Source organism: Tateyamaria sp., from assembly GCF_039940735.1.
Taxonomy (GTDB): domain Bacteria; phylum Pseudomonadota; class Alphaproteobacteria; order Rhodobacterales; family Rhodobacteraceae; genus Tateyamaria.
The window spans coordinates 1-21,983 of record NZ_JBDVGB010000035.1; the positions used below are offsets into that span (position 1 = coordinate 1).

Here is a 21,983-nt window from a genome sequence, read left to right on the forward strand (position 1 = left end):
GGGACCAGGTACAGCTTGCTGAAAAGAAAGGGCGGTCCGAAGACCGCCCAAATTCACAGAAATAAATCTATGATCATTAGCAAGAGGGCCACTGTCGCGACAAAATCGCGATAGGACACTCGCCCTTTCAATATGGTCAAAAAACGCATGAGCCTTAGCCTTTTGCGATGCCCGACCGGTCGAGCGATTTCACTCGCTCAGTAGATTATACTGCCCTTGCTAGCAGTTGATTGCACCTATGATCACTTGGCGCTCTCGTTCCGACAACTTCCGGCTCAGATTACTCTAGGCATCGCCTAGAGACCTGTCGGACCGCCTTAGCCTACTTCCCGCAAAGGTTTCGACATAGCGCCGCTAAGCGCTTGCAGTTTCGAGTTGGTTTCGCGGGTTGCCCATCCGGGGCCGCTACGTCAACAAGCACTGGTACATCGTACCAACGCTGCCACTATCTAAGGTAGTGAGCGCGTTGCGATTCTGCAAGGATGTTTTGCGTTTGTTCTTGGAATGCGGACAGGCATGCTTGCGCATACCCTGCCTCGCACCCGTTGAATTTACTTCGTAAAGTTCAACGTTAACGCGCGAACTTCTTGTGCTTCAACCGTTTTGGTTCCATCGCATCCGCGCCCAGACGGCGCTTTTTGTCTTCTTCGTAATCCTCAAAGTTGCCTTCGAACCACTCCACATGCGCTTCGCCTTCAAAGGCCGGCATGTGCGTGCAAATCCGGTCAAGGAAGAAGCGGTCGTGCGAGATAACCACGGCGCAGCCGCCGAAATCGACAAGTGCATCTTCCAAAGCACGCAGAGTTTCGACATCGAGGTCGTTGGTCGGTTCATCGAGCAGCAGCACGTTACCGCCTTCTTTCAGCAGACGGGCCATGTGGACGCGGTTGCGTTCGCCGCCTGACAGCTTGCCGACTTTCTTTTGCTGATCGCTGCCCTTGAAGTTGAAGGACGAACAGTAGGCGCGCGAGTTCACTTCGGCGTCGCCCAACACAATCAGTTCGGCCCCGCCCGAGATCGCTTCCCAGACGTTGTCATCGGCGTTCAAGTCGTCGCGCGACTGATCCACATAAGACAGTTCGACCGTATCGCCGACTTCGACAGTGCCTGCGTCGGGCGTTTCTTGGCCGGTGATCATTTTGAACAGCGTCGATTTACCCGCGCCGTTGGGACCGATCACGCCAACAATCGCGCCGGGTGGAATGGAGAAGGTCAGGTTCTCCATCAACAGCTTGTCGCCCATGCCCTTGGTCAGACCTTCGATGTCGATCACCTTGCCGCCAAGACGTTGGCCGTTGGGGATGACGATCTGGGCATAGGCCAACTTTTCGCGTTCGGACGTGTCCAGCATGTCGTTATAGGCGCTAATCCGGGCTTTGGATTTTGCCTGACGGGCTTTGGCCCCCTGACGCATCCATTTAAGTTCGCGTTCCAGAGTTTTCTGGCGGCTTTTGTCTTCGCGGGCTTCTTGTTCGAGGCGCTTGGCCTTTTGTTCGACCCAAGAGGAATAGTTGCCTTCCCATGGCACTCCTTTGCCGCGGTCAAGTTCCAGAATCCAGCCGGTGATGGAATCAAGGAAGTAGCGGTCGTGGGTCACGATCAGGATCGTGCCTTTGTAGTCGATCAGGTGCTGTTGCAGCCAAGCGATGGTTTCCGCATCAAGGTGGTTGGTCGGTTCATCGAGCAACAGCATTTCAGGGGCTTCAAGCAACAGCTTGCATAGCGCGACACGGCGCGCTTCGCCGCCTGACAGTGTTGTGACATCGCCATCGTCTGGTGGGCAGCGCAGGGCCTCCATCGATACGTCAATTTGGCTGTCGAGGTCCCAAAGGTTTTCGGCGTCGATCTGATCCTGAAGGGCAGCCATTTCGTCGGCAGTTTCGTCAGAATAGTTCATCGCCAAGTCGTTATAGCGATCCAGTACGGCCTTTTTCTTGGCCACGCCCAGCATCACATTTTCGCGCACCGTCAGGGCTGGATCAAGGTAGGGTTCCTGCGGCAGGTAGCCGACTTTGGCCCCTTCTGCGACCCAAGCCTCGCCAGAAAAGTCTTTGTCGAGCCCGGCCATGATTTTCATCAGGGTGGATTTACCCGCGCCGTTCACGCCGACCACGCCGATTTTGACGCCGGGTAGGAAGTTTAGGTGCAGGTTTTCAAAGCACTTTTTGCCACCCGGATAGGTCTTGGAGACGGCAGACATGTGATAGACGTATTGATAAGCGGCCATGGCGCGCTCCTTTTCGGGCGGGAAACACTGGTTTTGACCGTCAGATACAGGGGCAAATGGCAGGGTGCAATGGCGGGAGGCGCGCTTGGGTCATTTGCATGTGGCTTGTGGGTCTGCCCGTGTCTTATTAGGACCAGAGTGGGGGAGCGTTTATGAGCGATTTACATGCGATGATGGCGCGATCTGCGCAGCCGGGCCGGGTCAATTGGATCGGCTTGCGTCCCGCACGGCGGGACATCGTTGTGCCGGTCGATGTCGTCGAGATTGCAGACCATGGTTTGCAAGGCGACCATGGGCGCCCCGGCAAGCGGGCGGTGACCCTTGTGCAGGCTGAACATCTGCCAGTCATTGGTCAGTATCTCGGGGGCGATCCGGTGCAACCAATGGATTTGCGGCGTAATTTTGTGATCGCGGGTCTGAATCTTTCAGCCCTTAAGGGGCGTTCCATCACAATCGGCACGGCTGTTTTGCAGCTAACGACGATCTGTGCGCCCTGTTCGCGGATGGAGGAGACCTTTGGTTATGGAGGGTATTCGGCTGTGCGTGGTCACGGAGGATGGTGCGCGCAAGTGGTGCAGCCGGGCCTTGTGCGACTTGGTGACAAGGTGTGCCCGCTTGATTGACAATTGCGGCCAACTACGGTCCGGTTCCGCGTCGCCAATGTGTATGCTCAGGACCACGCTTTGAAACGTCATTCCCTTCCTTTTGCGCGATCGGGCCAAACGATTGGCCTGTTGGGGGGGTCCTTTGATCCGGCCCACGAGGGGCACGCGCATATCACCCGTGAGGCGATGAAGCGCTTTGGTCTGACGCGGGTTTGGTGGTTGGTCAGCCCTGGAAATCCGTTGAAAGCGCATGGCCCTGCTCCATTAGATCAGCGCATGGAGCGGGCGCGTGGCGTTATCCAAGACCCGCGTGTGACGGTCACAGATATCGAAGGGACCCTTGGAACACGCTACACGGCGCAGACGTTGGCGGCATTGATGCGGCGTTATCCCGGCGTTCGATTTGTGTGGTTGATGGGGGCCGACAATCTAGCGCAGTTGCATCACTGGCAAGATTGGCAATGGATCATGGATCACGTGCCGGTTGGTGTGCTGGCCCGGCCGGACGATCGTATTTCTGCGCGATTAAGCCGTGCCGCGCGGCTTTATGCGCCGTACCGGATCACAGGGCGCGCAAGCCAGACGTTGGTGCGCGCGGATGCGCCAGCGTGGTGTTTTGTGAACGTGCCAATGTCGGGGCAGTCATCTAGCGCGATCCGTGCTGCGGGGGGCTGGAATGCACCTGCGCAAACGTGATGCGTTGAGTGCTTGTTTGCCCCTGCGTGCTGGGGTTACATGCCGCTATGACTGATTTTATTTCTCGCCGCCTTTTCCTGAGTTTACTCGGTAGTACAGCTGCCACGGCAGCTTGCGCCGCGCCGCCAACTGAATCGTTGCGCCCCAGTGTGCGCGGGGCTGAGCATGCCAAAAAGGCGATCAAAGGCGCTGATGCTATCGTCGATGCGGCCCAATTGAATGGGCAAGTTGTATTTGCGGTAGCCGATGCGACGACAGGGCAAAAGCTTGAGGGTGGCAATGCCAAGGTTGGTACGCCGCCTGCCAGTGTGGCCAAAGCGATTACAGCGCTTTATGCGATGAATGTGCTTGGGTCTGGGCATCGTTTTTCCTCGCAGCTTGTTGCGACGGGGTCTGTTTCGGGCGGCGTTGTTTCAGGCGATTTGATCTTTGTGGGCGGTGGCGATCCCACGCTGGACACCAATGGGTTGGCGGCGATGGTTGCATCGCTAAAAGAACGTGGCATTCGCGAAGTGCGTGGTGGGTTTAAAGTGGCTGAAGGGGCGTTGCCCTATGTGAAAACCATCGACCGCGATCAGCCTGATCATGTGGGCTATAGCCCAGCGATTTCCGGGGTCGCGTTGAATTACAACCGGGTGCATTTCGAATGGAGGCGTTCGGGTGGCGCATACAATGTCGCGATGGATGCGCGTTCGGACCGTCTGCGCCCTACGGTCTATGTGACCAAAATGCAGATCGTTGATCGCAGTGCGCCTGTGTATGGCTATCGTGATGGTGGAAACAGTGACGACTGGACTGTTGCCAGAAGTGCGTTGGGTGGTAGCGGGTCACGCTGGCTGCCGGTGCGCAAACCTGCGCTTTATGTTGGCGATGTGTTCCAAACACTGGCCCGAGCGCAAGGCATTGTGCTGAAGAACCCAGAGGTGGTGAACCGTGCGCCGCAAGGCACTGTCTTGGTATCTCGCCAAAGCGATGACTTGCGTACCATCCTGCGCGATATGCTGCGCTTTTCGACCAATATCACGGCGGAAATGGTGGGAATGGCCGCAACGGCCAAGCGCACGGGGCGGGTGCCGTCGGGGTTGAAGGCTTCGGCTTCGGAAATGAACCGCTGGGCGGGGGAGTCCCTTGGGACGTCTAATCTGCGTCTGGTCGATCATTCGGGGCTTGGTAGCGCCAGCAAGATTACGGCTGATGATATGGTGCAGGCGCTTTTAAAAACCTATGACAGCAATGCGTTGCGCCCGATCCTCAAGAGCTTTCCTATGCGTGATGCCAATCGACGGCTGATCAAGGATCACCCCATTCAGGTTGATGCCAAGACGGGTACGCTGAATTTTGTTTCGGGGTTGGGGGGGTATATGACTGCCCCGAATGGGCGCGTGTTGGCTTTTGCAATCTTTGCGGCCGATGAGGCGACGCGTTCGCGCATTTCCAAAGCCGAACGCGAGTCACCGCAAGGTGGGCGCAGTTGGAACCGGCGCGCCAAGGCGATGCAGCAACAATTGATTGAACGTTGGGGTGCTATTTACGGCGTTTGATGGGTGGAGGGGTGGCGCACCAATAGGTGCGCCTTACTTTAGGCTGCGTTTCTTGTGCGATAAAGATCGACTGAATCCGCGACACCTTGGGCTGTGGCCGCTGAAAGTGTCCAGCCCAAGTGCCCATGCCCGGTGTTATAGAACACGCCTGGCTTTGCACCCGGTCCGACACGGGGCATCATTGAGGGCAACATCGGGCGCAGGCCTGCCCATGGCACGCAATGTTCGGTGGACACGGTTGGAAAGAACGTTTCGCACCAATCGCGCAGCGGCTTGATCCGGTCATCGCGGATATCAAGGTTGTAGCCATTAAATTCCGCAGTGCCTGCAATACGCAACCGGTTGTTGCCAAGACGCGAGGTGACGACTTTGGCTTCGTCATCAAGCAGGCTCATCCATGGTGCGGCTTTTTGGCTGGCTTCGTCGTCGAGGTTGACGGTGATCGAATACCCTTTGACCGGATAAATATTCACGCGGTCGCCAAGTTGGGATGCGATGGCTTTGCTGGCCACACCTGCGCACACAACGATGCCGTCGAACTGTGCGGTTTGTTTGTCGTTGTCTTCTTTCCAATCCACACGCACGCCGTCGCCGGTGTGTTCGATATGGCTGACCATGGATTTGTAATGGAAGGACACACCCATTTTCTCGCAACCTTGGGACAGTTTGCGGGAATAGCTGTGGATGTCGCCAGTGAAATCGCTTTCAGTATAAAAGCCGCCCAACGTGTCGGTTTGCAAAGCGGGTTCGAGTTTTTGAACCTCGTCCGGGCCGACTTCGCGCCGCTCAAGCCCGGCTTTTTCTAGCAGCACATTAACACGTCGTGCGTGGTCGAATTCGGATTGCTTTTTGTAAACGTGCAGGATGCCGCGTTGTTCCATATCGAAATCAACGTCGACCTCTTTGGCGAATTCCAAAAGGTGCTTGCGCGCCTCGATCGCCAATTTGGCGGTGGCGATGGTGTTGGCCTCGTAATCGGGAATGTTTCCGACAAATTCCGCCATCCAAGACAGTTTGTGCCAGCTGGGTTTGGGATTTACCAGCAGAGGGGCGTCGCGGTTGAACATCCATTTCATGCCCTTCATCACTGTGCCCCAACGGGTCCAGACTTCGGCATTGGATGCAGAAAGCTGACCACCATTGGCAAAGGATGTTTCCATCGCGGCATAGCGATTGCGATCAAAGACGGACACGTCATAGCCACGACGGGCAAGCGCGTAGGCGGTGGTGATGCCGGTGATGCCAGCACCGATTACGGCGATATGGGTCATTGTGGGTTACTCCCCCAGTGGAACGCATTTGACACGGACGACACTGGCGGAATTGCCAGTCACGTCCCCATCTGTCGCGTTACCTGAGAGCTTGACGCCACATGCGCGGCGCTTTCTCCTTCGGTGGACCGGGGGCGTTTCATCCCGGCCGCTCTCCAGATCGTCGATATGCCCAAGGTGAGGGCGCGACTGACACGGTCCTTGGTACCTGAGAGTTTGTCGGGGCGTTGCTCCTTCGGTGGCAGGGTATTGTCCTGCGCTCTCCCATGTCAGTCTGGTCGACTACGTGCGATATAGGGAGTGCGAACGGGTTTGGTCAATCCATTGCTGCACACAGGGCATCACAAAGTAGCAATATTTAAGGCCCGACGTAACAACTGGCCGCGGGATTGCGAATGGGGCGGGTGAAACTGGTGGTGCGTTCATCCAGATAGTTCCATTGCCCGAAGTCTTCGTTTTGTGGGCTGACTTCGTTGAAATCGAATTCCACGCGCCCGCCAGAATGGCGTTTCCAACCGTCGCATTTGGTTACAAGTTGCTGGCGCAAGGCCCATCGGCCAGAATTCGAGAACCCTTCGTACCCCGGCCAGCCTGTGGATTGAGCAAGCCAGCACCGACTGATCAGCCCGCGGTTCAGTAAGTCGTCGCAGACCAGACCGCTGCCATATCCGCCAATTTCGTAGCCTATGCCAGTTTGCGCACGGTGCGTGTCGAAGACGTCGCGAATGTCCTCGAAATATTGTGCGATGAAAGGCAGGATCGCTTCGGGGGGAACTTTGCCCCCGGGTAGGCCAAAGTACTCCTGATGTTTTGAGCGGAATATTTCGTAAAAACTGGCGTGTTTTTTGTAGTTGCCGGCTCCCATACGGGCTTTCATTTCCGCCTCTTGGGTGGCAGAAATCGCGGCACCTTTGTTGATGGCGTATTGATAGTTTGCGCCCTTCAGTGCCTCGGCCACGCCGTCCACGCCAAAGTAGATCGTGCTGCCAAGAGGCTGGCCGTTGGCGGCCGCCAATTCAAGGCTACGTTCAGCATCACGCGCGCCGCGTCGCCCATCAAGAAAGGTCAGCGGGCTGTCGTTGCGGTGTTGAAAGACGACGGCGATGGAAAACCCGTTGTCGAGCAAGAAATCAGTTTCTTCTGGCACCAGCGTTTTGCAGGGGATGGTTTCGTCGGGGTGGTCATAGTAGCGGATGATCGTTTCGATGCCCAAGCGCCACAATTCGGTCGTCGCATTGGTGCCGTCGCGTGCTGCCAGATCGGTGATGGGCGCAGAAAAGTCAGCCACGCCATAATCGTGACCGGGCGAGCAGGTCGGAGCGGCGTGTGCTGTTACGGCCGTACACAAAAAGCCAAGGATTGAGAATGTCATTTTGGCGAACATGCGCTTACCTCAAATGTATGAAAACAGGTGTAAAATATGATTTTACGCTATGCGCGATTGTGCGGTGGCGCAAGATGTATCCTAGGGGTGTCCTTGATCGCGCACGGCTTGGACGGGCCCTGTGATGTTGCAAGCTGTGGCCATTGCTGCGCCCGTTGATTAGAGTATTATTCACGCTGCTTTTAAATCCTTCTGCTGGATTCTGTTGGTACACTCATGAATGCTCCGACCCTTAGTTTCGGTGATGAAAACGGCGCGGGAATTCTGCGCCTTGCTGGGCATTTGGATATTGAACACACGGACGCTGTTCAGGCTGAATTTGCGCGTGTGGATACCGATGTTGACCGTCTTGCGATCAACCTTGATGGGCTTGATGCATTGGACACCAGTGGTGCGTGGCTTGTGGCCAGTCTGAAAGCACGGCTTGAAGGGCAGGGGGTATCGGTGTCCTTGATCGACGCGACCTCGAATCGTGCTGCGCTGATTGAAACAGTTTATGCAGCCCTGCCGACGGAGGAGGGGATCGAGGCCCCGCCCGGTGGTTTGGTGCCTTGGATTGCAAGCGTGGGTGTGGCGACAGCCGGTGCTGGCGCGTCGATCATATCTTTGCTGAGCTTTATCGGTGAGGTGTTGTCGCGCTTTGTTTTTGGCGTTGTGCGGCCGCGTCGTTGGCGCGCTGCGGCTTTGGTTAGCCAGATGCAAGAGGTCGGGTTCAACGCCATTCCCATCGTCGTTTTGATGAGTTTTCTGATCGGCGTTGTGTTGTCGTTTCAGGGGGCATCCCAGTTGCGTCAGTTCGGGGCAGAGGTGTTTGTTGTCGATCTGATCGCCATTTCGATCCTGCGCGAGTTGGGTATTTTGCTGACGTCGATCATTGTGGCTGGGCGATCTGGCTCGGCTTTTACCGCCTCGATTGGGTCAATGAAGGTGCGTGAAGAACTAGACGCAATGCGCACCCTTGGCCTTGATCCGATTGAGGTGTTGGTGCTGCCCCGTGTGATTGCCTTGGTCATTATGCTGCCGATCCTTGGTTTTATCGCAAATATCTCTGGTTTGCTTGGCGGCGCGTTGATGAGTTGGGCAGAACTGGGGGTCAGCCCAAGTATGTTCGTGACTCGTTTGCAGGAAAACACCGATATTTGGCACCTGATCATCGGCATGGTCAAAGCGCCGTTTTTTGCGGCCATCATCGCTATCGTGGCGTGTTGGCAGGCGATGCAGGTGCAGGGCTCTGCCGATAGTGTCGGGCGGCATACGACCAAGTCTGTGGTGCAATCGATTTTCTTGGTTATTGTGGCGGATGCTGTGTTTTCCATCTTTTTCGCGGAGCTTGGTTTGTGAGCGTTTCCCCGGCTCAAGACCCCAACCGCGAGGCGGTGATCACCGTGCGCGGGTTGGTTAATAAGTTCGGTACGCAAACGGTGCATGACAATCTGGATCTTGATGTTTGGAAAGGCGAAGTTTTGGGTATCGTTGGCGGGTCGGGTACGGGCAAATCCGTACTGTTGCGCACGATTGTTGGGCTGAACCAACCTGCTGCTGGCACGATCAATGTGTTGGGTACTGACGTGTTGCATGGCAGCCGCAAAGAACGGTTGCAGGTGGAAAAACAATGGGGTGTCGCGTTTCAGGATGGGGCGTTGTTTTCGTCATTGACGGTTTTGCAAAACGTGATGGCGCCGATGCGCGAGCATTTGAACTTAAGCCCGGCTTTGATGCGTAGCCTTGGTGGGCTTAAGGTTTCGTTGGTGGGCTTGCCGTCTTTGGCATGCGGCAAACTGCCGTCTGAGCTGTCTGGTGGCATGCGCAAGCGGGCCGCACTGGCGCGTGCGTTGGCGTTGGATCCTAGAATCGTATTTTTGGATGAGCCGACGGCGGGTCTCGATCCGATTGGGGCGGCGGCCTACGACGACCTGATCAACGAACTTAAGCGTTCGCTTGGGTTGACCGTTTTCATGGTGACCCATGATCTCGACTCTCTTTATGCAATCTGCGACAGAATTGCTGTGCTTGCTGAAAAGCGGGTTTTGTTCGAAGGGCCGATCGAGGGGATGACCGATATTGATCACCCTTGGGTCCAAGAATATTTCACCGGACCGCGCGCCCGCGCAGCCCAAGAAAAGTCCTGAGGAAGGTTGCGTTAAGCAATGGAAACCAAAGCCAACTACGTCCTGATCGGGTTGTTCACTCTTGGTGGCATTATAGGTGCGCTGGCGCTTTTATTGTGGTTCGCCAAGGTCGAGGTGGACAAACAATACGCCTATTACGACGTTCTGTTTTCGGATGTGTCCGGGCTCGGCCCTGCAAGCGATGTGCGCTATAATGGATTGCCGGTGGGGCAGGTTGTCGACATCGAGTTGGACGAAGAAAATTCCTCGATGGTGCGTGTCACGCTTGAGGTTTCGTCGGACACGCCAGTGAATTCCGAAACAGTTGCCAAGCTGCAATCGCAGGGGGTTACGGGGGTCGGTTTTGTCGGTCTTTCGGGCGGATCAGAGACATCGACAGCCTTGCCCGCTGGCGCTGAAATCCCGTCTGAACGCACCGCGTTGCAATCGGTGTTTGAAGGAGCGCCGGTGGTTTTGGACCGTGCAGTTGTGCTGCTGGAAAACATCAACGACGTTTTTGATCCTGAGAACAAGGAAGCCGTAAGCGTGTTGCTGGGAAACCTCGCGTCGGCGTCCGAGCGTGTTGATACCGTGCTGGAGGATTTTGAATCGTTGTCCGGCGATCTGGGATCTGCAGCACGCGAGATTGCGGTCTTTACTGAGAGGTTGGATTTGCTGGCTGATACGGCTGAGACCACGCTGACGACAGCAACCGGCGCGCTTGAAACCGCGAATGGCACGGTGGCCACTATTGGCGATTTTACCACCACCAATCTGGTGCCATTGGCCGAAGATTTGCGCACCGCGACGATGACCGCCAACCGGGTGATTGACGATGTCGGCGGGCAGGCGTCGGTCATTGCCACGCAGATTGGCGATTTGACTACACGCGGCGCGGTGGTTCTGGATGGTGCCACGCAGACGCTGGACACCGTGAACCAAACCTTTGTGACTGCGAACGCGGTCATCGACGGGATCGATGAATTCCGCGCCAACAATCTTGTGCCGCTTTCCGATGATCTGCGTACGACAACGCAGACGGCTGACCGGGTCATTGCCGAAGTGGGCACCGAAGTTCAACGCGTTGCTGGGCGCATCGATACGCTGGCGGATCAGGGGGGCGTGGCACTGGATTCGGCCGCTGTGGCGTTGGATGACGCGCAGAACACGATTCGGGATGCGCGCACCACTGTGGCGCGTGCCAACACCTATATCGACGAGCAATTAACGCCGATGACTCGTGATTTACGCACCACTGTTCAAACAGCCAATCGCGTGATTGACGACGTCGGTGGTCGTGCGAGTGTTGTGGCGGATCGCTTTGTTAAGTTTGCGGATGATGGCACCGAATTGATTGCGGTCGCAAACCAGACGTTTGCCAATTCTGATATAACCCTCGCGGCGATATATGAGGCGATGGAAGATGCGTCTGAAACCTTGGCGACTGCGAACTCGACCTTTGAGACAGCCAACCGGATTATCGCCAGCGCTGATATTGATGGTATCATCACCGATTTCCGTGGCGCGGCCACAGCCTTAACGTCGACGATTAACAAAGCGTCTGGCAGTATCGATTCGATTGCGAGCGAGGTGCTTTCTGCAGCGGCTTCAGCGGCCAATTTAACCGGGACGTTGGATCAGGTTGTTCAGGACAACGAACGTCAATTGTCAGATTTTTTGCGCCTTGGCTTGCCTTCGTTGCTTAAATTTACCGACGAAGCGAACCGCCTTGTTGGCAACATCGATCGTTTGGTAAATAGAATTGAACGTGATCCTGCGCGTTTTCTGCTTGGTACTCAAAACTCAAGGTTTGACCGATGAAAATGACAATGAAACCATGGGCTTTGTGTTTGTTGCTTGTGGGGGCTTTGCCCGGCTGTGCCGCTCTTTCAGGATTGTCGGCTGCGACGACGCCGAACGATCTTTATGTGTTGTCGCCCAAAAGCACGTTTGATGAGAAATTGCCGTCTTTGGAATTTCAGATCGCGGTCGAAGAACCGACGGCGACGGCTGCTGTGGATACAGATCAGATCGCAGTACAGCCGACACCTTTGCGGGTTCAGTATCTGCCGGGTGCGCGTTGGGTGGATCGTGCGCCGTTGATCGTTCAATCGCTCCTGATCGAGAGCTTTGAAAACTCTGGCAAGGTACCGGCGGTGGGGAGTTCTGCGATCGGACTGCGCGCAGATTTTCTGGTTGTGACGGATATTCGCGAATTTCAGGCCACTGTACCCCAAGAGGATCCGGAAGCGCCGTTGGAGATTGATGTACGTTTGAACATCAAGCTGATTGATGCCTTTTCAGATCGCATTATTGCGTCAGATTCCTTTGAAGCACTGGCTTTGTCCGAAACGGACGATGCAACCAAAGTCGCCGAGGCTTTCGATCAAGCGTTGGGGAACACGATGCGCCGCGCGGTTGAATGGAGCGTTCGGGAAATTTCAAGCTATGGCGCGCCGCGTTTCTAGGCGTTTAGGTCAGCGCTTTCTAACAGCTGAACGCCGTTGATTTTCCACCCTGTATCGGTTTCGATCATTCGGTAATCCAGAAGATGCACGCGCCCGTCCGCGTCTGTTATTTGTACTTTCTGGTGCAGCGTCCCGTTGATCTCGCGTAGGTCAAGATAGGTCACGTCGGCAGGGCGCCAGACCATGGGAAAGCCTTGGGTCACCATTCGCCCAAAGTTTTGCGGCGTGCCAAAGATGCCTTGGATGGCAGGTGATGCGAATTCGAAGGCTTGCGTGAAATTATCGGCCTGAAAGGCTTCGATCTGGCTGTTGATTGTGCTTTCGACTTCGGTGCTTTGTGCCCACGCGGCGCTCGTCATGGCCGTTGCCAGTACTAAGCCAAAGATCCATTTGCGCATCTATCATCTCCCCTTTTTGTAAGGGAGATGATAGCGCAGTTCAGGCGTCCGCCAAGGGTATGCAGGCCGGTGGGCTTTAACCCACCAATTCGCCAGCCAGTCCTTTATCGATCAGATCAATGGTTTCTTGCAGGCCATAAAGCGCAATGAACCCGCCAAAACGCGGGCCTTGGCTGGCACCCAAGAGCACTTCGTAAAGGGCAGTGAACCATCCACGAAGAGGATCGAAGCGGTCGCGGCCCACGGCGTAAACCACGGATTGTAGGGCTTCGTCATTGATATCGCCGTCGTAGGCCGCGAGTTCTGCGCGCAGAGCTTCGAGTGCTTCGCGTTCGGTATCGGTGGGCAGGCGGTAGGTTTTGGCAGGCTTTACGAAGTCGTTGTAATAACGCACGGCAAAGCCCACGGCCAAATCCATGCCAGGATGCGATTCTGGGCCTGTGTCGGGGGCGTAACGTTGGATAAAGCCCCAAAGCGTATCTTTGGTTTCCGCGCTTGAAACTGACGCAAGGTTGAGCAGCATGGCAAATGGAACCACCATGTCGCTTGCAGGCACGTCGCCGCCATGGATGTGCCAGACCGGGTTGTTGAGCCGCTGTGTGTCGTCTTGGCCAGCGTAGGCGCGCAGTTGCTGGTGGTATTCGTCAACGGCTTTCGGGATCACGTCAAAGAACATGCGTTTGGCCGTTTTTGGCTTTTGATACATGAAATACGACAGGGATTCCGCGCTGGCATATGTCAGCCATTGGTCGATGCTGACCCCGTTGCCCGAGGTTTTGGAAATCTTCTGCCCGTTTTCATCAAGGAACAATTCATAGGTGAAGTGTTCGGGTTTTTTGTGGCCCAAGATTTCGCAGATGCGGTCATAGATCGGTGTGTTGGTCGAGTGATCCTTGCCGTACATCTCGAAATCGACGCCAAGGGCGGCCCAGCGTGCGCCGAAATCGGGCTTCCATTGCAATTTCACGTTGCCGCCGGTGACGGGCAGGGTCATTTCTTTGCCTTCTTCGGTTTCGAAGGTGATGGTGCCGTTTGCCGCGTCGACGGTTTTCATCGGCACGTACATCACGCGACCGGTGTCGGGGTGGATGGGCAGGAAGATGGAATAAGTTTGCGCGCGTTCTTCGCGCAGGGATTTCAGCATCACTTTCATGACGTCGTCGTACTTTTCGGCGGCGCGCAGCAACACGGTGTCGAATTGGCCGGAGCGGTAGAATTCGGTGGCCGAGATAAATTCGTATTCAAACCCGAACGTATCGAGGAAGCGGCGCAACATCGCATTGTTGTGCGCGCCAAAGCTGTCGTGGGTACCAAAGGGGTCTGGCACGGATGTCAGTGGCTTTTGCAGGTGTTCTTGCAATGCTTCGGGGTTGGGCACGTTGCCGGGGACTTTGCGCATACCGTCAAGGTCATCGGAAAAGCAGATCAGCTTGGTCGGGATGTCCGAGAGTTCTTGGAAGGCGCGCATCACCATCGATGTGCGCGCGACTTCGCCAAAAGTGCCGATATGGGGCAGGCCCGAAGGACCATAACCTGTTTCAAACAGGACATACCCTTTTTCGGGAGGCGCTTTTTGATAGCGTTTAAGAACTTTGCGGGCCTCTTCAAAGGGCCATGCTTTGCTCGTCATCGCAGTGTCACGCAAACTCGACATAAGGTTTTGTCCTAACTTATTCGGCCCGTACCCGGCGCAGGGGCCAATTTGACGCGCCCTTATGGGGGCGACATCCCGCCGCTACCTATTGCGGGGGGCGTCAGGCGTCAATATTTAGGGCATAACAGAGTGAAAAGGATTGAACATGTCTGAGACCGAACAGCTGAGCCTTACTGCGCAGGATGCGCTTGTGGCGTTGATGATTGCCGTGTCTGCCTCGGATGAGGATATTCGCACGGTCGAATTGGTTAAGATCAATGCGTCGGTGAACCACCTGCCTGTGTTTGCGGATTACGATCTGGATCGGCTGAATGTGACCGCTCAAACGGTGTTTGATTTGTTCGAACAAGAAGACGGTTTGGACGCACTATTTGGTTTGGTACGTGATGCCTTGCCTGCCCATTTGAACGAAACGGCCTATGCGTTGGCGTGTGATGTGGCGGCGGCTGATGGGTCGCTGGAAGAGGCGGAGCTGCGGTTGCTCGAAGAGATCCGTTACGAGCTGGAGATTGATCGGCTACACGCCGCTGCGATTGAGCGTGGATCGCGTGCGCGGCATATGACGGTCTGAGCAAGGTTTTGTTCCGGTCAGCTTGTTCGGCAGCGGTTGACCGGGTGGCGAAATTCAATTCGGAGACTCGTTTTGTCTGCGCGTTGCGTTGGCAGGCTGGGCATCGCGCGGCCTTCTGACAGTGCGTTAACCATGCGTTGATACTTCCCCTTTTTGAACAGGTCGGATCCCCCCGGCCCGTCCATCAAAAAGGGATAGATGTATGAACAAGGCGATTACTGAGGGTGTGCTGTTGATGCCACCGGCCTTTGCAGACGGCTTGAATGTCTGGTCGAGCGGCGACGGTACGCCGGGTACGGATACCTATCAAAACGCAGTTAACGCGGCTTTTGTACCCGCCGATCAGGATTTTGGCGGTGCGTTGGAACTGCAGAAGGTTTCGAGCACGACGCGCGTGCGTTTTATGGGCGAAACGCCGCTGTTGCCGGGCTGCTATTTGCGGGTGACGGCCCGTATCAAAGCGATCAGTGGCAGCCTGCCTTCGGTGCGGGTGTCCGGCTTTGCGGCTAAGGGTAATGGGTCGGCTGTTTCGGATGTTGTCACCACGGGTCCATCTGTTGCGCTGACCACGTATGGCGAGGTGGTTGAAGTTTCGGCCATCGTGGGCGCTGGAAACCGGAGCGGCGTCGATCTGGTTTGGGGGGCTGAACCCGTCTATGGGCATTTCGGTATTGATCTGACTGGAGCCAATGGCGGTGTTGTGCGCATCGATGACATCGAGATTGAAGACGTCACATCGGTGTTTTTTCGCGATATTCTATCGGTTGTGGATGTGCGCGACTATGGCGCTGTGGGCGATGGTACGACGGATGACAGTGATGCGTTTGATGCCGCCAACGCTGCCGCGGACGGGCGCACGATCTTGGTTCCTGCTGGCACATTCCGCCTGAACCAAGATGTTGCGATCGATGAGTTGGTCAAGTTCGAGGGCACGATTTCGATGCCCGTCGACAAAATGTTGCTGCTGCGCAAAAGTTACGATCTTCCAACTTATATCGAAGCCTTCGATGATGAAGAGGAAGCATTTAAGAAAGCGTTTCAAGCGTTGCTGAACAGTGCAGACCACGAAAGCCTTGATATGGGCGGTCGTCGCATACAGGTCACTGACACCATAGACATGGCGGCTGCAGTTCCTAACCGCGATCAATTCAATACGCGTCGCGTTATCCGCAATGGCCAGTTTGATGCCACTGGCGACAACTGGGACACCATCGTGGTAACCAGTCAGGCAACCTATAGCACATCCAATGCGCGGGTTCTGAGCAATGTGACCAATGTCGCCAATATTCCTATCGGCTCATTGGTCGAAGCCAATGGGGTCGGGCGTGAAATTTACGTTCGCAGTGTCAATGTCGCAGCCGGAACGATTGAATTAAATGCCTCACCCTTTGATGCATCGGGAACGCAAAATTACACCTTCCGACGTTTCAAGTATCTGATCGATTTCAGCGGATTTTCTAAACTGACCAAGTTCGCCATGTCCGGCATCGAATTCCAGAGCAATGGTAAGTGCTCCGGTGTATTGTTGACGCCGTCCGGTTCGACCTACGAATTCCAAGAATGTTTCTTTAGTCGCCCTAAGGACCGTGGTCTTTCGTCTCATGGGACAGGGTGTCAGGGTCTGTTGCTGGATCGTTGCCAATTCTTGTCGGCCGAAGAAAGCGAGAACGTTGAGGATCGGACAAGCATTGGCTTTAATGTCAACGCAAACGACGCCAAAATTCGTGATTGTCGGGCGACGCAGTTTAAACACTTTGGGTGTTTGGCTGGGCAGAACCATCTGATTATGGGCAATCACTTTTTCCAAGGTGATGGGGTGTCCGGCGGTGTGCGCACGGCTGGAATTATCCTTCAAGACAACTTTACGGCGTCGGTGGTCACTGGGAACTATATCGACAATTGCTTTATCGAATGGACCAATGAACGTGATCGCACGCCGGAATTCACGTCTGGCTTTTCATTCAGTTCGTTTAGCATGACCGATAATGTTTGTCTGTCGGGGGATGTGGGGCCGTGGTTTAGCTATCTGATCGTCAAGCCTCACGGTAGCGGGCATTTCTTGAACGGTGTGACTGTACGCGGCAACCGGTTCCGGACCATCAATGGCACCATGGTACGGGCAGAACGCGTCGATACTAGCTTTTCTGATTTGGACCATGATCGGAACCGGTCTGTGTCCTTCGATGGAAATTCGTTTCACAACGTTCAGGAGCAGGCCCAAAACCCACTGATCGTGGATCACACGGAAAGTTCGGCCGCGAGAACGTGGACGATCGGCACCGACAAACGGTTGCCCTTTGAAAGCTATTGTCAGTTCGTTGATTCAGTTGTGGCCATCAGCGACATTCGGAACAATTCCAATGTTCGGACCTATACGGCACCGGTTGGCCGAGGGCGCATTGGCACCAATGACGATCAATTCACTCTGGAATTCGGTTCGGATGTCAGTGGGTCTATACGTGCGACGGTGCGCATGGACAAAAACTAAACAGCATGCGGGCGGGTCAAAAATGGCCCGCCCGTTTCAAAACGAACGCCAAACTCCCAGCTTGAGGCCGAGCACACCTTCCTTCGCTTCGACCCCTAGCTGATAGCTGTGATTTTTGTCTGGTTTTGGCGTCCAGATCAGCGAGGGGGCCAGTGTTGTCGTCGCCTCGGTTTCTGTTTGCGAATAGAAAACTTGAAACATCACTTTGAATCGGTCGTTCAATGTTAGGCCCATTGTGGCGTCCAATTTGGCTGTGATTGAGCTGTCACTTTCGACCCATTCCAATGCGCCATCGATCGCAATCCATCCCGCGCGATCCCACGCTGTGATGCCACGGCCATAGCTAAGGCCGGTGCGCAGCAATGCGGATGGATCCTGTTCGATTGTGCCACCGATCCCGAGTTCGTAGGCCAGTTTGTATGTGCGTTCGCCAGTTGGGATAGGTTTGCGGGCAAATACATAGGCGCTGCCGTCGCCGATTTGCCCTGCGGTCATGTCGACATCTACTTTTGCACCCAACGTTAACTTAGGCCGCAAGCCGTATTCGGCGTAAGCCGAACCTGTGCTTCGCCCCAGTTCGTCGATCGTTGAGCCAAAGGACAAGAACCCGCTGCCCTGTTCGCGCAGCCACGCGCCGGCGTGGGCCGGGTCTGACAGCATCAAGGCCGCGATCAGGAAAGGGGTGCGCATTTTGAGCGCTCCAACATGGTAAACAAACCATGACTTGGCCTGATGTTGGTTAAAATTTGGTTAGGATCGGGGGTTAGGCAATGGGCGCGTCTGTGCAGTCGCGAAAGCGTGCAACCGGTTCTGCCGCGCCATCAAGCGACACGGTGACGGAGGTCGTTTCGGTAAATGCTGTGGCGGAGGTGTTGATTTCCAGCCCATCCAGAACATTGCCGAACCCTGAGTCCGAGACGCTGATCGTATCGCCCACAATTTGATGGCGTGCGGTTGAGATGAGGCCTGGTTGTGGTCCGTCAAAGCGTATCGAAAAGGCAGGGGCGGAGGGCCAACCTTGGGGTGTGTTGACGTTGATCGAATAAAGCGCGGTGGAGTGGTCGTAGATCAGTTCGACGCTAGCTGCGTCCTCGGTATGGGTGAGGGTGCAGATAGGGTTTGGGGTGAACTCCCATGCGTGGGCTGGGGCGGCGAGGAGTAGGAGGGGGACGAGAGTGCGCATAACTTGAGGATAGTTTGATTGATGTTTTTAGCCAACGTTGATCTTGGTGATGGAAGATAAATGGAGTCTTGGGTAGGATCTGTGGGAACGGTTCAACCGCGAAAGGATCAAGCCTCGGTTAAGTGTTCCCGGGCTGTACCGTCTAGCGGGGTGATCATAATTCAGTTGATTTAGGTAGCTTGTCGCCCGGGAATTTCTTTTCCCATGTCTCCATTAGGAACAAGGCAAGCGAGGTCGAAGTATTCACTGACAGTCTGGCAATACGTGGGTCCAAGCGGCGAAATCCACGTTCCCTTCCATGGGCAGTTCCGGCATGCGTCCGCAAGGCACCAATTCCTTGCGTCGCGTTTGATAACGCGCTCAATATAGCTCTAACGTCGGCTTCGATTTCATCGTCAGGTATGTGTTTTGCCGGGGAAAGTCCAAGAGGTTCGCGAACCGCCTTGTACAAGGACTTGATGTCCAAAGACTTTGGTGGGGAAATCCCTCGGGCCTTCAAGACAGATCGGCAAACACTCTCCAGCATAGAACATGATGCTGTTACTGCTGCCTCTGGATCGGTGTCGACGTTCTCGAAGGCTCTTTTGAATTCTCGTTCTAGAGTATCCAGAGTCCACTCCGAACTCACTTTCGCTAGGTGTGGCGCACCAACATGACTGGCAAGACCTGCAAAGTCGCCAATTAGCTTTTCAAAAGGCCTATCTTCGTTCGCGGCCTCGTCATGCATCATTTCCAAGTGTTCGGATGAACCTGACGATGCATCGGAAGCAACCATTGCTTCAGCATTTTCGATTTCTTCATTTCGTTCTTGGTTCCGGCGTTCCCAAAGCAGTTTGAGAACTTCGATTACCAAGTGTGGGGGAGACAACTCGACAAAGGCTTGTAGTCTATTAAACTTCGAAGTTCCTTTTTCACTGAAAGCGTCAGCGTAGATGTTTATGTCAAAATGGTCTTCAAAGAAGTCGACAAACGTACGGTTCGAAAAGTCCAACACGTAACCAGGACTTGGGCAAAACCAATCCCGTATTTGTTCGTTTTGGTAGTGTTTGAGTATTGCCAAAACTACCGCCCCCGACGCTTCACATTCCCACCACGTTGCCCAGCACGCCCCGCCGTACTGCGCCCGCTTGCTTTCTTCGCATCCACAACGGCCTTTTCCACCGCATACTGCCGCGCCATCGGGTCGTCGGCGACAACCAAATCGACCGCCTCGAGCCGCTTGACCTCATCTCGCAAACGCGCGGCCTCTTCGAATTCCAAATTCTCGGCCGCTTTGCGCATGTCGGTGCGCAAACCGTCCAGCACAGTTTGCAAGTTGCCGCCCGCCAGTGGGTTGTCGATCTTGGCTGTCACGCGCGATTGATCCGTGTCGCCTTTGTACAGGCCCTTCAGCACATCCTCGACGTTCTTTTTCACCGTGGTCGGCGTGATTCCGTGTTCTTCGTTATAGGCGATTTGTTTGGCGCGACGGCGGTCGGTTTCGCCCAAGGCGCGTTCCATCGATCCGGTCACCTTGTCGGCATACATGATCACGCGTCCATCAGCGTTGCGCGCGGCGCGTCCGATGGTTTGGATCAGCGAGGTTTCAGAGCGCAAGAACCCTTCTTTGTCCGCGTCCAAAATGGCGACCAACCCGCATTCAGGAATATCCAAACCTTCGCGCAGCAGGTTGATCCCGATCAGCACGTCAAAGGCACCAAGGCGCAGATCGCGCAGGATTTCGATGCGTTCCAGTGTGTCGATGTCAGAGTGCATGTAGCGCACTTTGATGCCCTGTTCGTGCATGTATTCGGTCAAATCTTCGGCCATGCGTTTGGTCAGCGTGGTGCAAAGGGTGCGCATGCCGTCGGCAGTGACGCGGCGTACTTCGTCCAACAGATCATCGACTTGCGTGCCGACGGGGCGGATTTCGACCATGGGGTCCAAAAGACCGGTGGGACGAATGACCTGTTCGGTAAACACACCGCCGGATTGTTCCAATTCCCACTTCGACGGGGTGGCCGATACGAACACGGATTGCGGGCGCATTGCATCCCATTCCTCGAATTTGAGGGGGCGGTTGTCCATGCAACTCGGCAGTCGAAACCCGTGTTCAGCCAACGTCATTTTGCGTCTGAAGTCACCTTTGTACATGCCGCCGATTTGGGGAACCGACACGTGGGATTCATCTGCAAACACGATCGCGTTGTCGGGGATAAATTCGAACAGGGTGGGGGGCGGCTCGCCCGGCGCGCGCCCCGTCAGATAGCGCGAATAGTTCTCGATCCCGTTGCACACGCCGGTGGCTTCCAACATTTCGAGGTCGAAATTGGTGCGCTGCTCAAGGCGCTGGGCCTCAAGCAATTTGCCGTCGTTCACCAACTGATCAAGGCGGATTTTCAGTTCGGATTTGATCTTGATGATCGCCTGCGACATCGTCGGCTTTGGCGTCACATAGTGGCTGTTGGCGTAAACGCGGATGTGTTCCATCGTTGCGGTTTTTTCACCTGTGAGCGGGTCAAATTCGGTGATGCTTTCCAGTTCCTCACCAAAGAAAGACAACCGCCAAGCACGGTCATCCAAGTGCGCCGGAAAGATCTCAAGCGCATCGCCGCGCACCCGGAATGTGCCGCGAAAAAAGGCCTGATCGTTGCGTTTGTATTGCTGGGCGACAAGGTCCGCGATGACTTGGCGTTGGTCGTAATCGTTGCCGACCTTCAAATCCTGCGTCATGGCCCCATAAGTTTCGACCGATCCGATCCCGTAAATGCACGACACCGACGCGATGATCACCACATCATCGCGTTCCAGCAGCGCCCGCGTGGCCGAGTGGCGCATGCGGTCGATCTGTTCGTTGATCTGGGATTCCTTTTCTATGTAGGTGTCAGAGCGCGCCACATAGGCTTCGGGTTGGTAGTAGTCATAGAAGCTGACAAAGTACTCGACGGCGTTGTCGGGGAAAAATCCTTTGAATTCCCCGTAAAGTTGCGCAGCCAGTGTTTTGTTAGGCGCAAGGATGATCGCAGGGCGCTGCGTTTCCTCGATGACCTTGGCCATTGTATAGGTCTTGCCGGTGCCGGTTGCGCCCAACAGCACTTGATCTCGATCCCCTGCGATAACACCCGCGCTCAGTTCTTTGATGGCGGTGGGTTGGTCGCCTGCGGGCTTGAATTCGGTGTTCATACGCAAGGCTTGCCCACCTTCCAGCTTTAGACGGGTGCGGACGTCTTCGGCTGGGTTGGCAAGAAATGTGTCAGAGGAATCGGTGTGTACATGAGGCATGCTGCTAACTTGGCTCAAAAGAACGGGTGTGCAAGGGGGTGCGGTGTTCTCTTGTCAAGATTTGGCAGGAGCAAATGGTGCTCATGACATGATCGGCGCTTTAAAAATTTGAACACTGACAGGGAGCA

18 protein-coding genes and 2 riboswitches are annotated in these 21,983 nt (G+C 55.3%); of the genes, 9 read left to right on the forward strand and 9 right to left on the reverse strand.

Annotated features, from left to right (window positions below; translation table 11 throughout):
• Positions 1-571 precede the first annotated feature (571 nt).
• On the reverse strand, positions 572-2,227 hold the full coding sequence (ettA, locus tag ABJF76_RS06255) for an energy-dependent translational throttle protein EttA (RefSeq protein ID WP_413822542.1): 1,656 nt from the start codon (positions 2,225-2,227) through the stop codon (positions 572-574).
• A 152-nt stretch (positions 2,228-2,379) separates the two neighbouring features.
• Between ettA and ABJF76_RS06260 the strand changes: the two genes are divergently transcribed.
• The 3 genes from ABJF76_RS06260 to dacB are packed head-to-tail and all read left to right on the forward strand — an operon-like array spanning position 2,380 to position 5,069.
• Positions 2,380-2,850: an MOSC domain-containing protein gene (locus ABJF76_RS06260; protein ID WP_413822062.1), complete on the forward strand. Its 471-nt coding sequence runs from the start codon at positions 2,380-2,382 to the stop codon at positions 2,848-2,850.
• Between the two features lie 60 nt (positions 2,851-2,910).
• The gene (locus ABJF76_RS06265) at positions 2,911-3,528 is read left to right on the forward strand and encodes a nicotinate-nucleotide adenylyltransferase (protein WP_413822063.1); all 618 of its coding nucleotides are present in this window, start codon (positions 2,911-2,913) and stop codon (positions 3,526-3,528) included.
• Positions 3,529-3,575: 47 nt separating this feature from the next.
• Positions 3,576-5,069 (forward strand): D-alanyl-D-alanine carboxypeptidase/D-alanyl-D-alanine-endopeptidase, encoded by a 1,494-nt coding sequence (gene dacB, locus ABJF76_RS06270; RefSeq protein WP_413822064.1) that lies wholly within the window; start codon positions 3,576-3,578, stop codon positions 5,067-5,069.
• A 38-nt stretch (positions 5,070-5,107) separates the two neighbouring features.
• Here the strand turns inward: dacB and ABJF76_RS06275 are convergent, their stop codons facing one another.
• Complete coding sequence (locus ABJF76_RS06275; RefSeq protein WP_413822065.1) at positions 5,108-6,340, reverse strand: D-amino acid dehydrogenase; 1,233 nt, start codon at positions 6,338-6,340, stop codon at positions 5,108-5,110.
• A gap of 61 nt (positions 6,341-6,401) precedes the next feature.
• Positions 6,402-6,509, reverse strand: a riboswitch (glycine riboswitch).
• A 16-nt stretch (positions 6,510-6,525) separates the two neighbouring features.
• Positions 6,526-6,617, reverse strand: a riboswitch (glycine riboswitch).
• 81 nt (positions 6,618-6,698) lie between these two features.
• Positions 6,699-7,724 carry a glycoside hydrolase domain-containing protein gene (locus ABJF76_RS06280; RefSeq protein WP_413822066.1) on the reverse strand — a complete coding sequence of 342 codons (1,026 nt, stop codon included), beginning with the start codon at positions 7,722-7,724 and terminating at the stop codon, positions 6,699-6,701.
• Positions 7,725-7,940: 216 nt separating this feature from the next.
• Between ABJF76_RS06280 and ABJF76_RS06285 the strand changes: the two genes are divergently transcribed.
• From ABJF76_RS06285 to ABJF76_RS06300, 4 genes are read left to right on the forward strand one after another with little or no spacing between them, the layout of a single operon-like run.
• Positions 7,941-9,065 (forward strand): ABC transporter permease, encoded by a 1,125-nt coding sequence (locus ABJF76_RS06285; protein ID WP_413822067.1) that lies wholly within the window; start codon positions 7,941-7,943, stop codon positions 9,063-9,065.
• Entirely contained in the window at positions 9,062-9,853 is a 792-nt protein-coding gene (locus tag ABJF76_RS06290; protein WP_413822068.1) for an ABC transporter ATP-binding protein, read from the forward strand. The genes ABJF76_RS06285 and ABJF76_RS06290 overlap by 4 nt, the downstream gene beginning before the upstream one ends.
• 18 nt (positions 9,854-9,871) lie before the next feature.
• Positions 9,872-11,653, forward strand: coding sequence for an MlaD family protein (locus ABJF76_RS06295; protein ID WP_413822069.1), 1,782 nt, complete (start codon positions 9,872-9,874; stop codon positions 11,651-11,653).
• Positions 11,650-12,300, forward strand: a complete 651-nt coding sequence (locus tag ABJF76_RS06300; protein WP_413822070.1) for an ABC-type transport auxiliary lipoprotein family protein — start codon at positions 11,650-11,652, stop codon at positions 12,298-12,300. The genes ABJF76_RS06295 and ABJF76_RS06300 overlap by 4 nt, the downstream gene beginning before the upstream one ends.
• Here the strand turns inward: ABJF76_RS06300 and ABJF76_RS06305 are convergent.
• The gene (locus ABJF76_RS06305) at positions 12,297-12,698 is read right to left on the reverse strand and encodes a DUF4864 domain-containing protein (RefSeq protein WP_413822071.1); all 402 of its coding nucleotides are present in this window, start codon (positions 12,696-12,698) and stop codon (positions 12,297-12,299) included. The two genes, ABJF76_RS06300 and ABJF76_RS06305, sit on opposite strands and share 4 nt — an antisense overlap.
• Positions 12,699-12,774: 76 nt before the next feature.
• Positions 12,775-14,352 carry a lysine--tRNA ligase gene (locus ABJF76_RS06310; RefSeq protein WP_413822072.1) on the reverse strand — a complete coding sequence of 526 codons (1,578 nt, stop codon included), beginning with the start codon at positions 14,350-14,352 and terminating at the stop codon, positions 12,775-12,777.
• 145 nt (positions 14,353-14,497) lie between these two features.
• On the opposite strand from ABJF76_RS06310, the gene ABJF76_RS06315 reads away from it, so the two are divergent.
• The gene (locus ABJF76_RS06315; RefSeq protein WP_413822073.1) at positions 14,498-14,923 is read left to right on the forward strand and encodes a tellurite resistance TerB family protein; all 426 of its coding nucleotides are present in this window, start codon (positions 14,498-14,500) and stop codon (positions 14,921-14,923) included.
• Positions 14,924-15,125: 202 nt separating this feature from the next.
• On the forward strand, positions 15,126-17,411 hold the full coding sequence (locus tag ABJF76_RS06320) for a glycosyl hydrolase family 28-related protein (protein ID WP_413822074.1): 2,286 nt from the start codon (positions 15,126-15,128) through the stop codon (positions 17,409-17,411).
• A gap of 36 nt (positions 17,412-17,447) precedes the next feature.
• On the opposite strand, the gene ABJF76_RS06325 is transcribed toward ABJF76_RS06320, so the two are convergent.
• The 4 genes from ABJF76_RS06325 to uvrB form a co-directional block, all read right to left on the reverse strand.
• Entirely contained in the window at positions 17,448-18,101 is a 654-nt protein-coding gene (locus tag ABJF76_RS06325) for a hypothetical protein (RefSeq protein WP_413822075.1), read from the reverse strand.
• A 73-nt stretch (positions 18,102-18,174) separates the two neighbouring features.
• Positions 18,175-18,594, reverse strand: a complete 420-nt coding sequence (locus tag ABJF76_RS06330) for a hypothetical protein (protein ID WP_413822076.1) — start codon at positions 18,592-18,594, stop codon at positions 18,175-18,177.
• Positions 18,595-18,748: 154 nt separating this feature from the next.
• Positions 18,749-19,654, reverse strand: a complete 906-nt coding sequence (locus ABJF76_RS06335; RefSeq protein ID WP_413822077.1) for an abortive infection family protein — start codon at positions 19,652-19,654, stop codon at positions 18,749-18,751.
• A 2-nt stretch (positions 19,655-19,656) separates the two neighbouring features.
• A complete protein-coding gene (gene uvrB, locus ABJF76_RS06340) occupies positions 19,657-21,855 on the reverse strand; it encodes an excinuclease ABC subunit UvrB (protein WP_413822078.1) in 2,199 nt (732 codons plus the stop codon).
• Between the last annotated feature and the right edge of the window lie 128 nt (positions 21,856-21,983).

What these genes read in the sequence shown, in the direction of transcription:
- ettA (WP_413822542.1), bottom strand. Translation starts at nt 2,227, where the DNA reads ATGGCCGCTTATCAATACGTCTATCACATGTCTGCCGTCTCCAAGACC.
- ABJF76_RS06260 (WP_413822062.1), top strand. Translation starts at nt 2,380, where the DNA reads ATGAGCGATTTACATGCGATGATGGCGCGATCTGCGCAGCCGGGCCGG.
- dacB (WP_413822064.1), top strand. Translation starts at nt 3,576, where the DNA reads ATGACTGATTTTATTTCTCGCCGCCTTTTCCTGAGTTTACTCGGTAGT.
- ABJF76_RS06275 (WP_413822065.1), bottom strand. Translation starts at nt 6,340, where the DNA reads ATGACCCATATCGCCGTAATCGGTGCTGGCATCACCGGCATCACCACC.
- ABJF76_RS06280 (WP_413822066.1), bottom strand. Translation starts at nt 7,724, where the DNA reads ATGTTCGCCAAAATGACATTCTCAATCCTTGGCTTTTTGTGTACGGCC.
- ABJF76_RS06285 (WP_413822067.1), top strand. Translation starts at nt 7,941, where the DNA reads ATGAATGCTCCGACCCTTAGTTTCGGTGATGAAAACGGCGCGGGAATT.
- ABJF76_RS06295 (WP_413822069.1), top strand. Translation starts at nt 9,872, where the DNA reads ATGGAAACCAAAGCCAACTACGTCCTGATCGGGTTGTTCACTCTTGGT.
- ABJF76_RS06300 (WP_413822070.1), top strand. Translation starts at nt 11,650, where the DNA reads ATGAAAATGACAATGAAACCATGGGCTTTGTGTTTGTTGCTTGTGGGG.
- ABJF76_RS06305 (WP_413822071.1), bottom strand. Translation starts at nt 12,698, where the DNA reads ATGCGCAAATGGATCTTTGGCTTAGTACTGGCAACGGCCATGACGAGC.
- ABJF76_RS06310 (WP_413822072.1), bottom strand. Translation starts at nt 14,352, where the DNA reads ATGTCGAGTTTGCGTGACACTGCGATGACGAGCAAAGCATGGCCCTTT.
- ABJF76_RS06315 (WP_413822073.1), top strand. Translation starts at nt 14,498, where the DNA reads ATGTCTGAGACCGAACAGCTGAGCCTTACTGCGCAGGATGCGCTTGTG.
- ABJF76_RS06320 (WP_413822074.1), top strand. Translation starts at nt 15,126, where the DNA reads ATGAACAAGGCGATTACTGAGGGTGTGCTGTTGATGCCACCGGCCTTT.
- ABJF76_RS06325 (WP_413822075.1), bottom strand. Translation starts at nt 18,101, where the DNA reads ATGCGCACCCCTTTCCTGATCGCGGCCTTGATGCTGTCAGACCCGGCC.
- ABJF76_RS06330 (WP_413822076.1), bottom strand. Translation starts at nt 18,594, where the DNA reads ATGCGCACTCTCGTCCCCCTCCTACTCCTCGCCGCCCCAGCCCACGCA.
- uvrB (WP_413822078.1), bottom strand. Translation starts at nt 21,855, where the DNA reads ATGCCTCATGTACACACCGATTCCTCTGACACATTTCTTGCCAACCCA.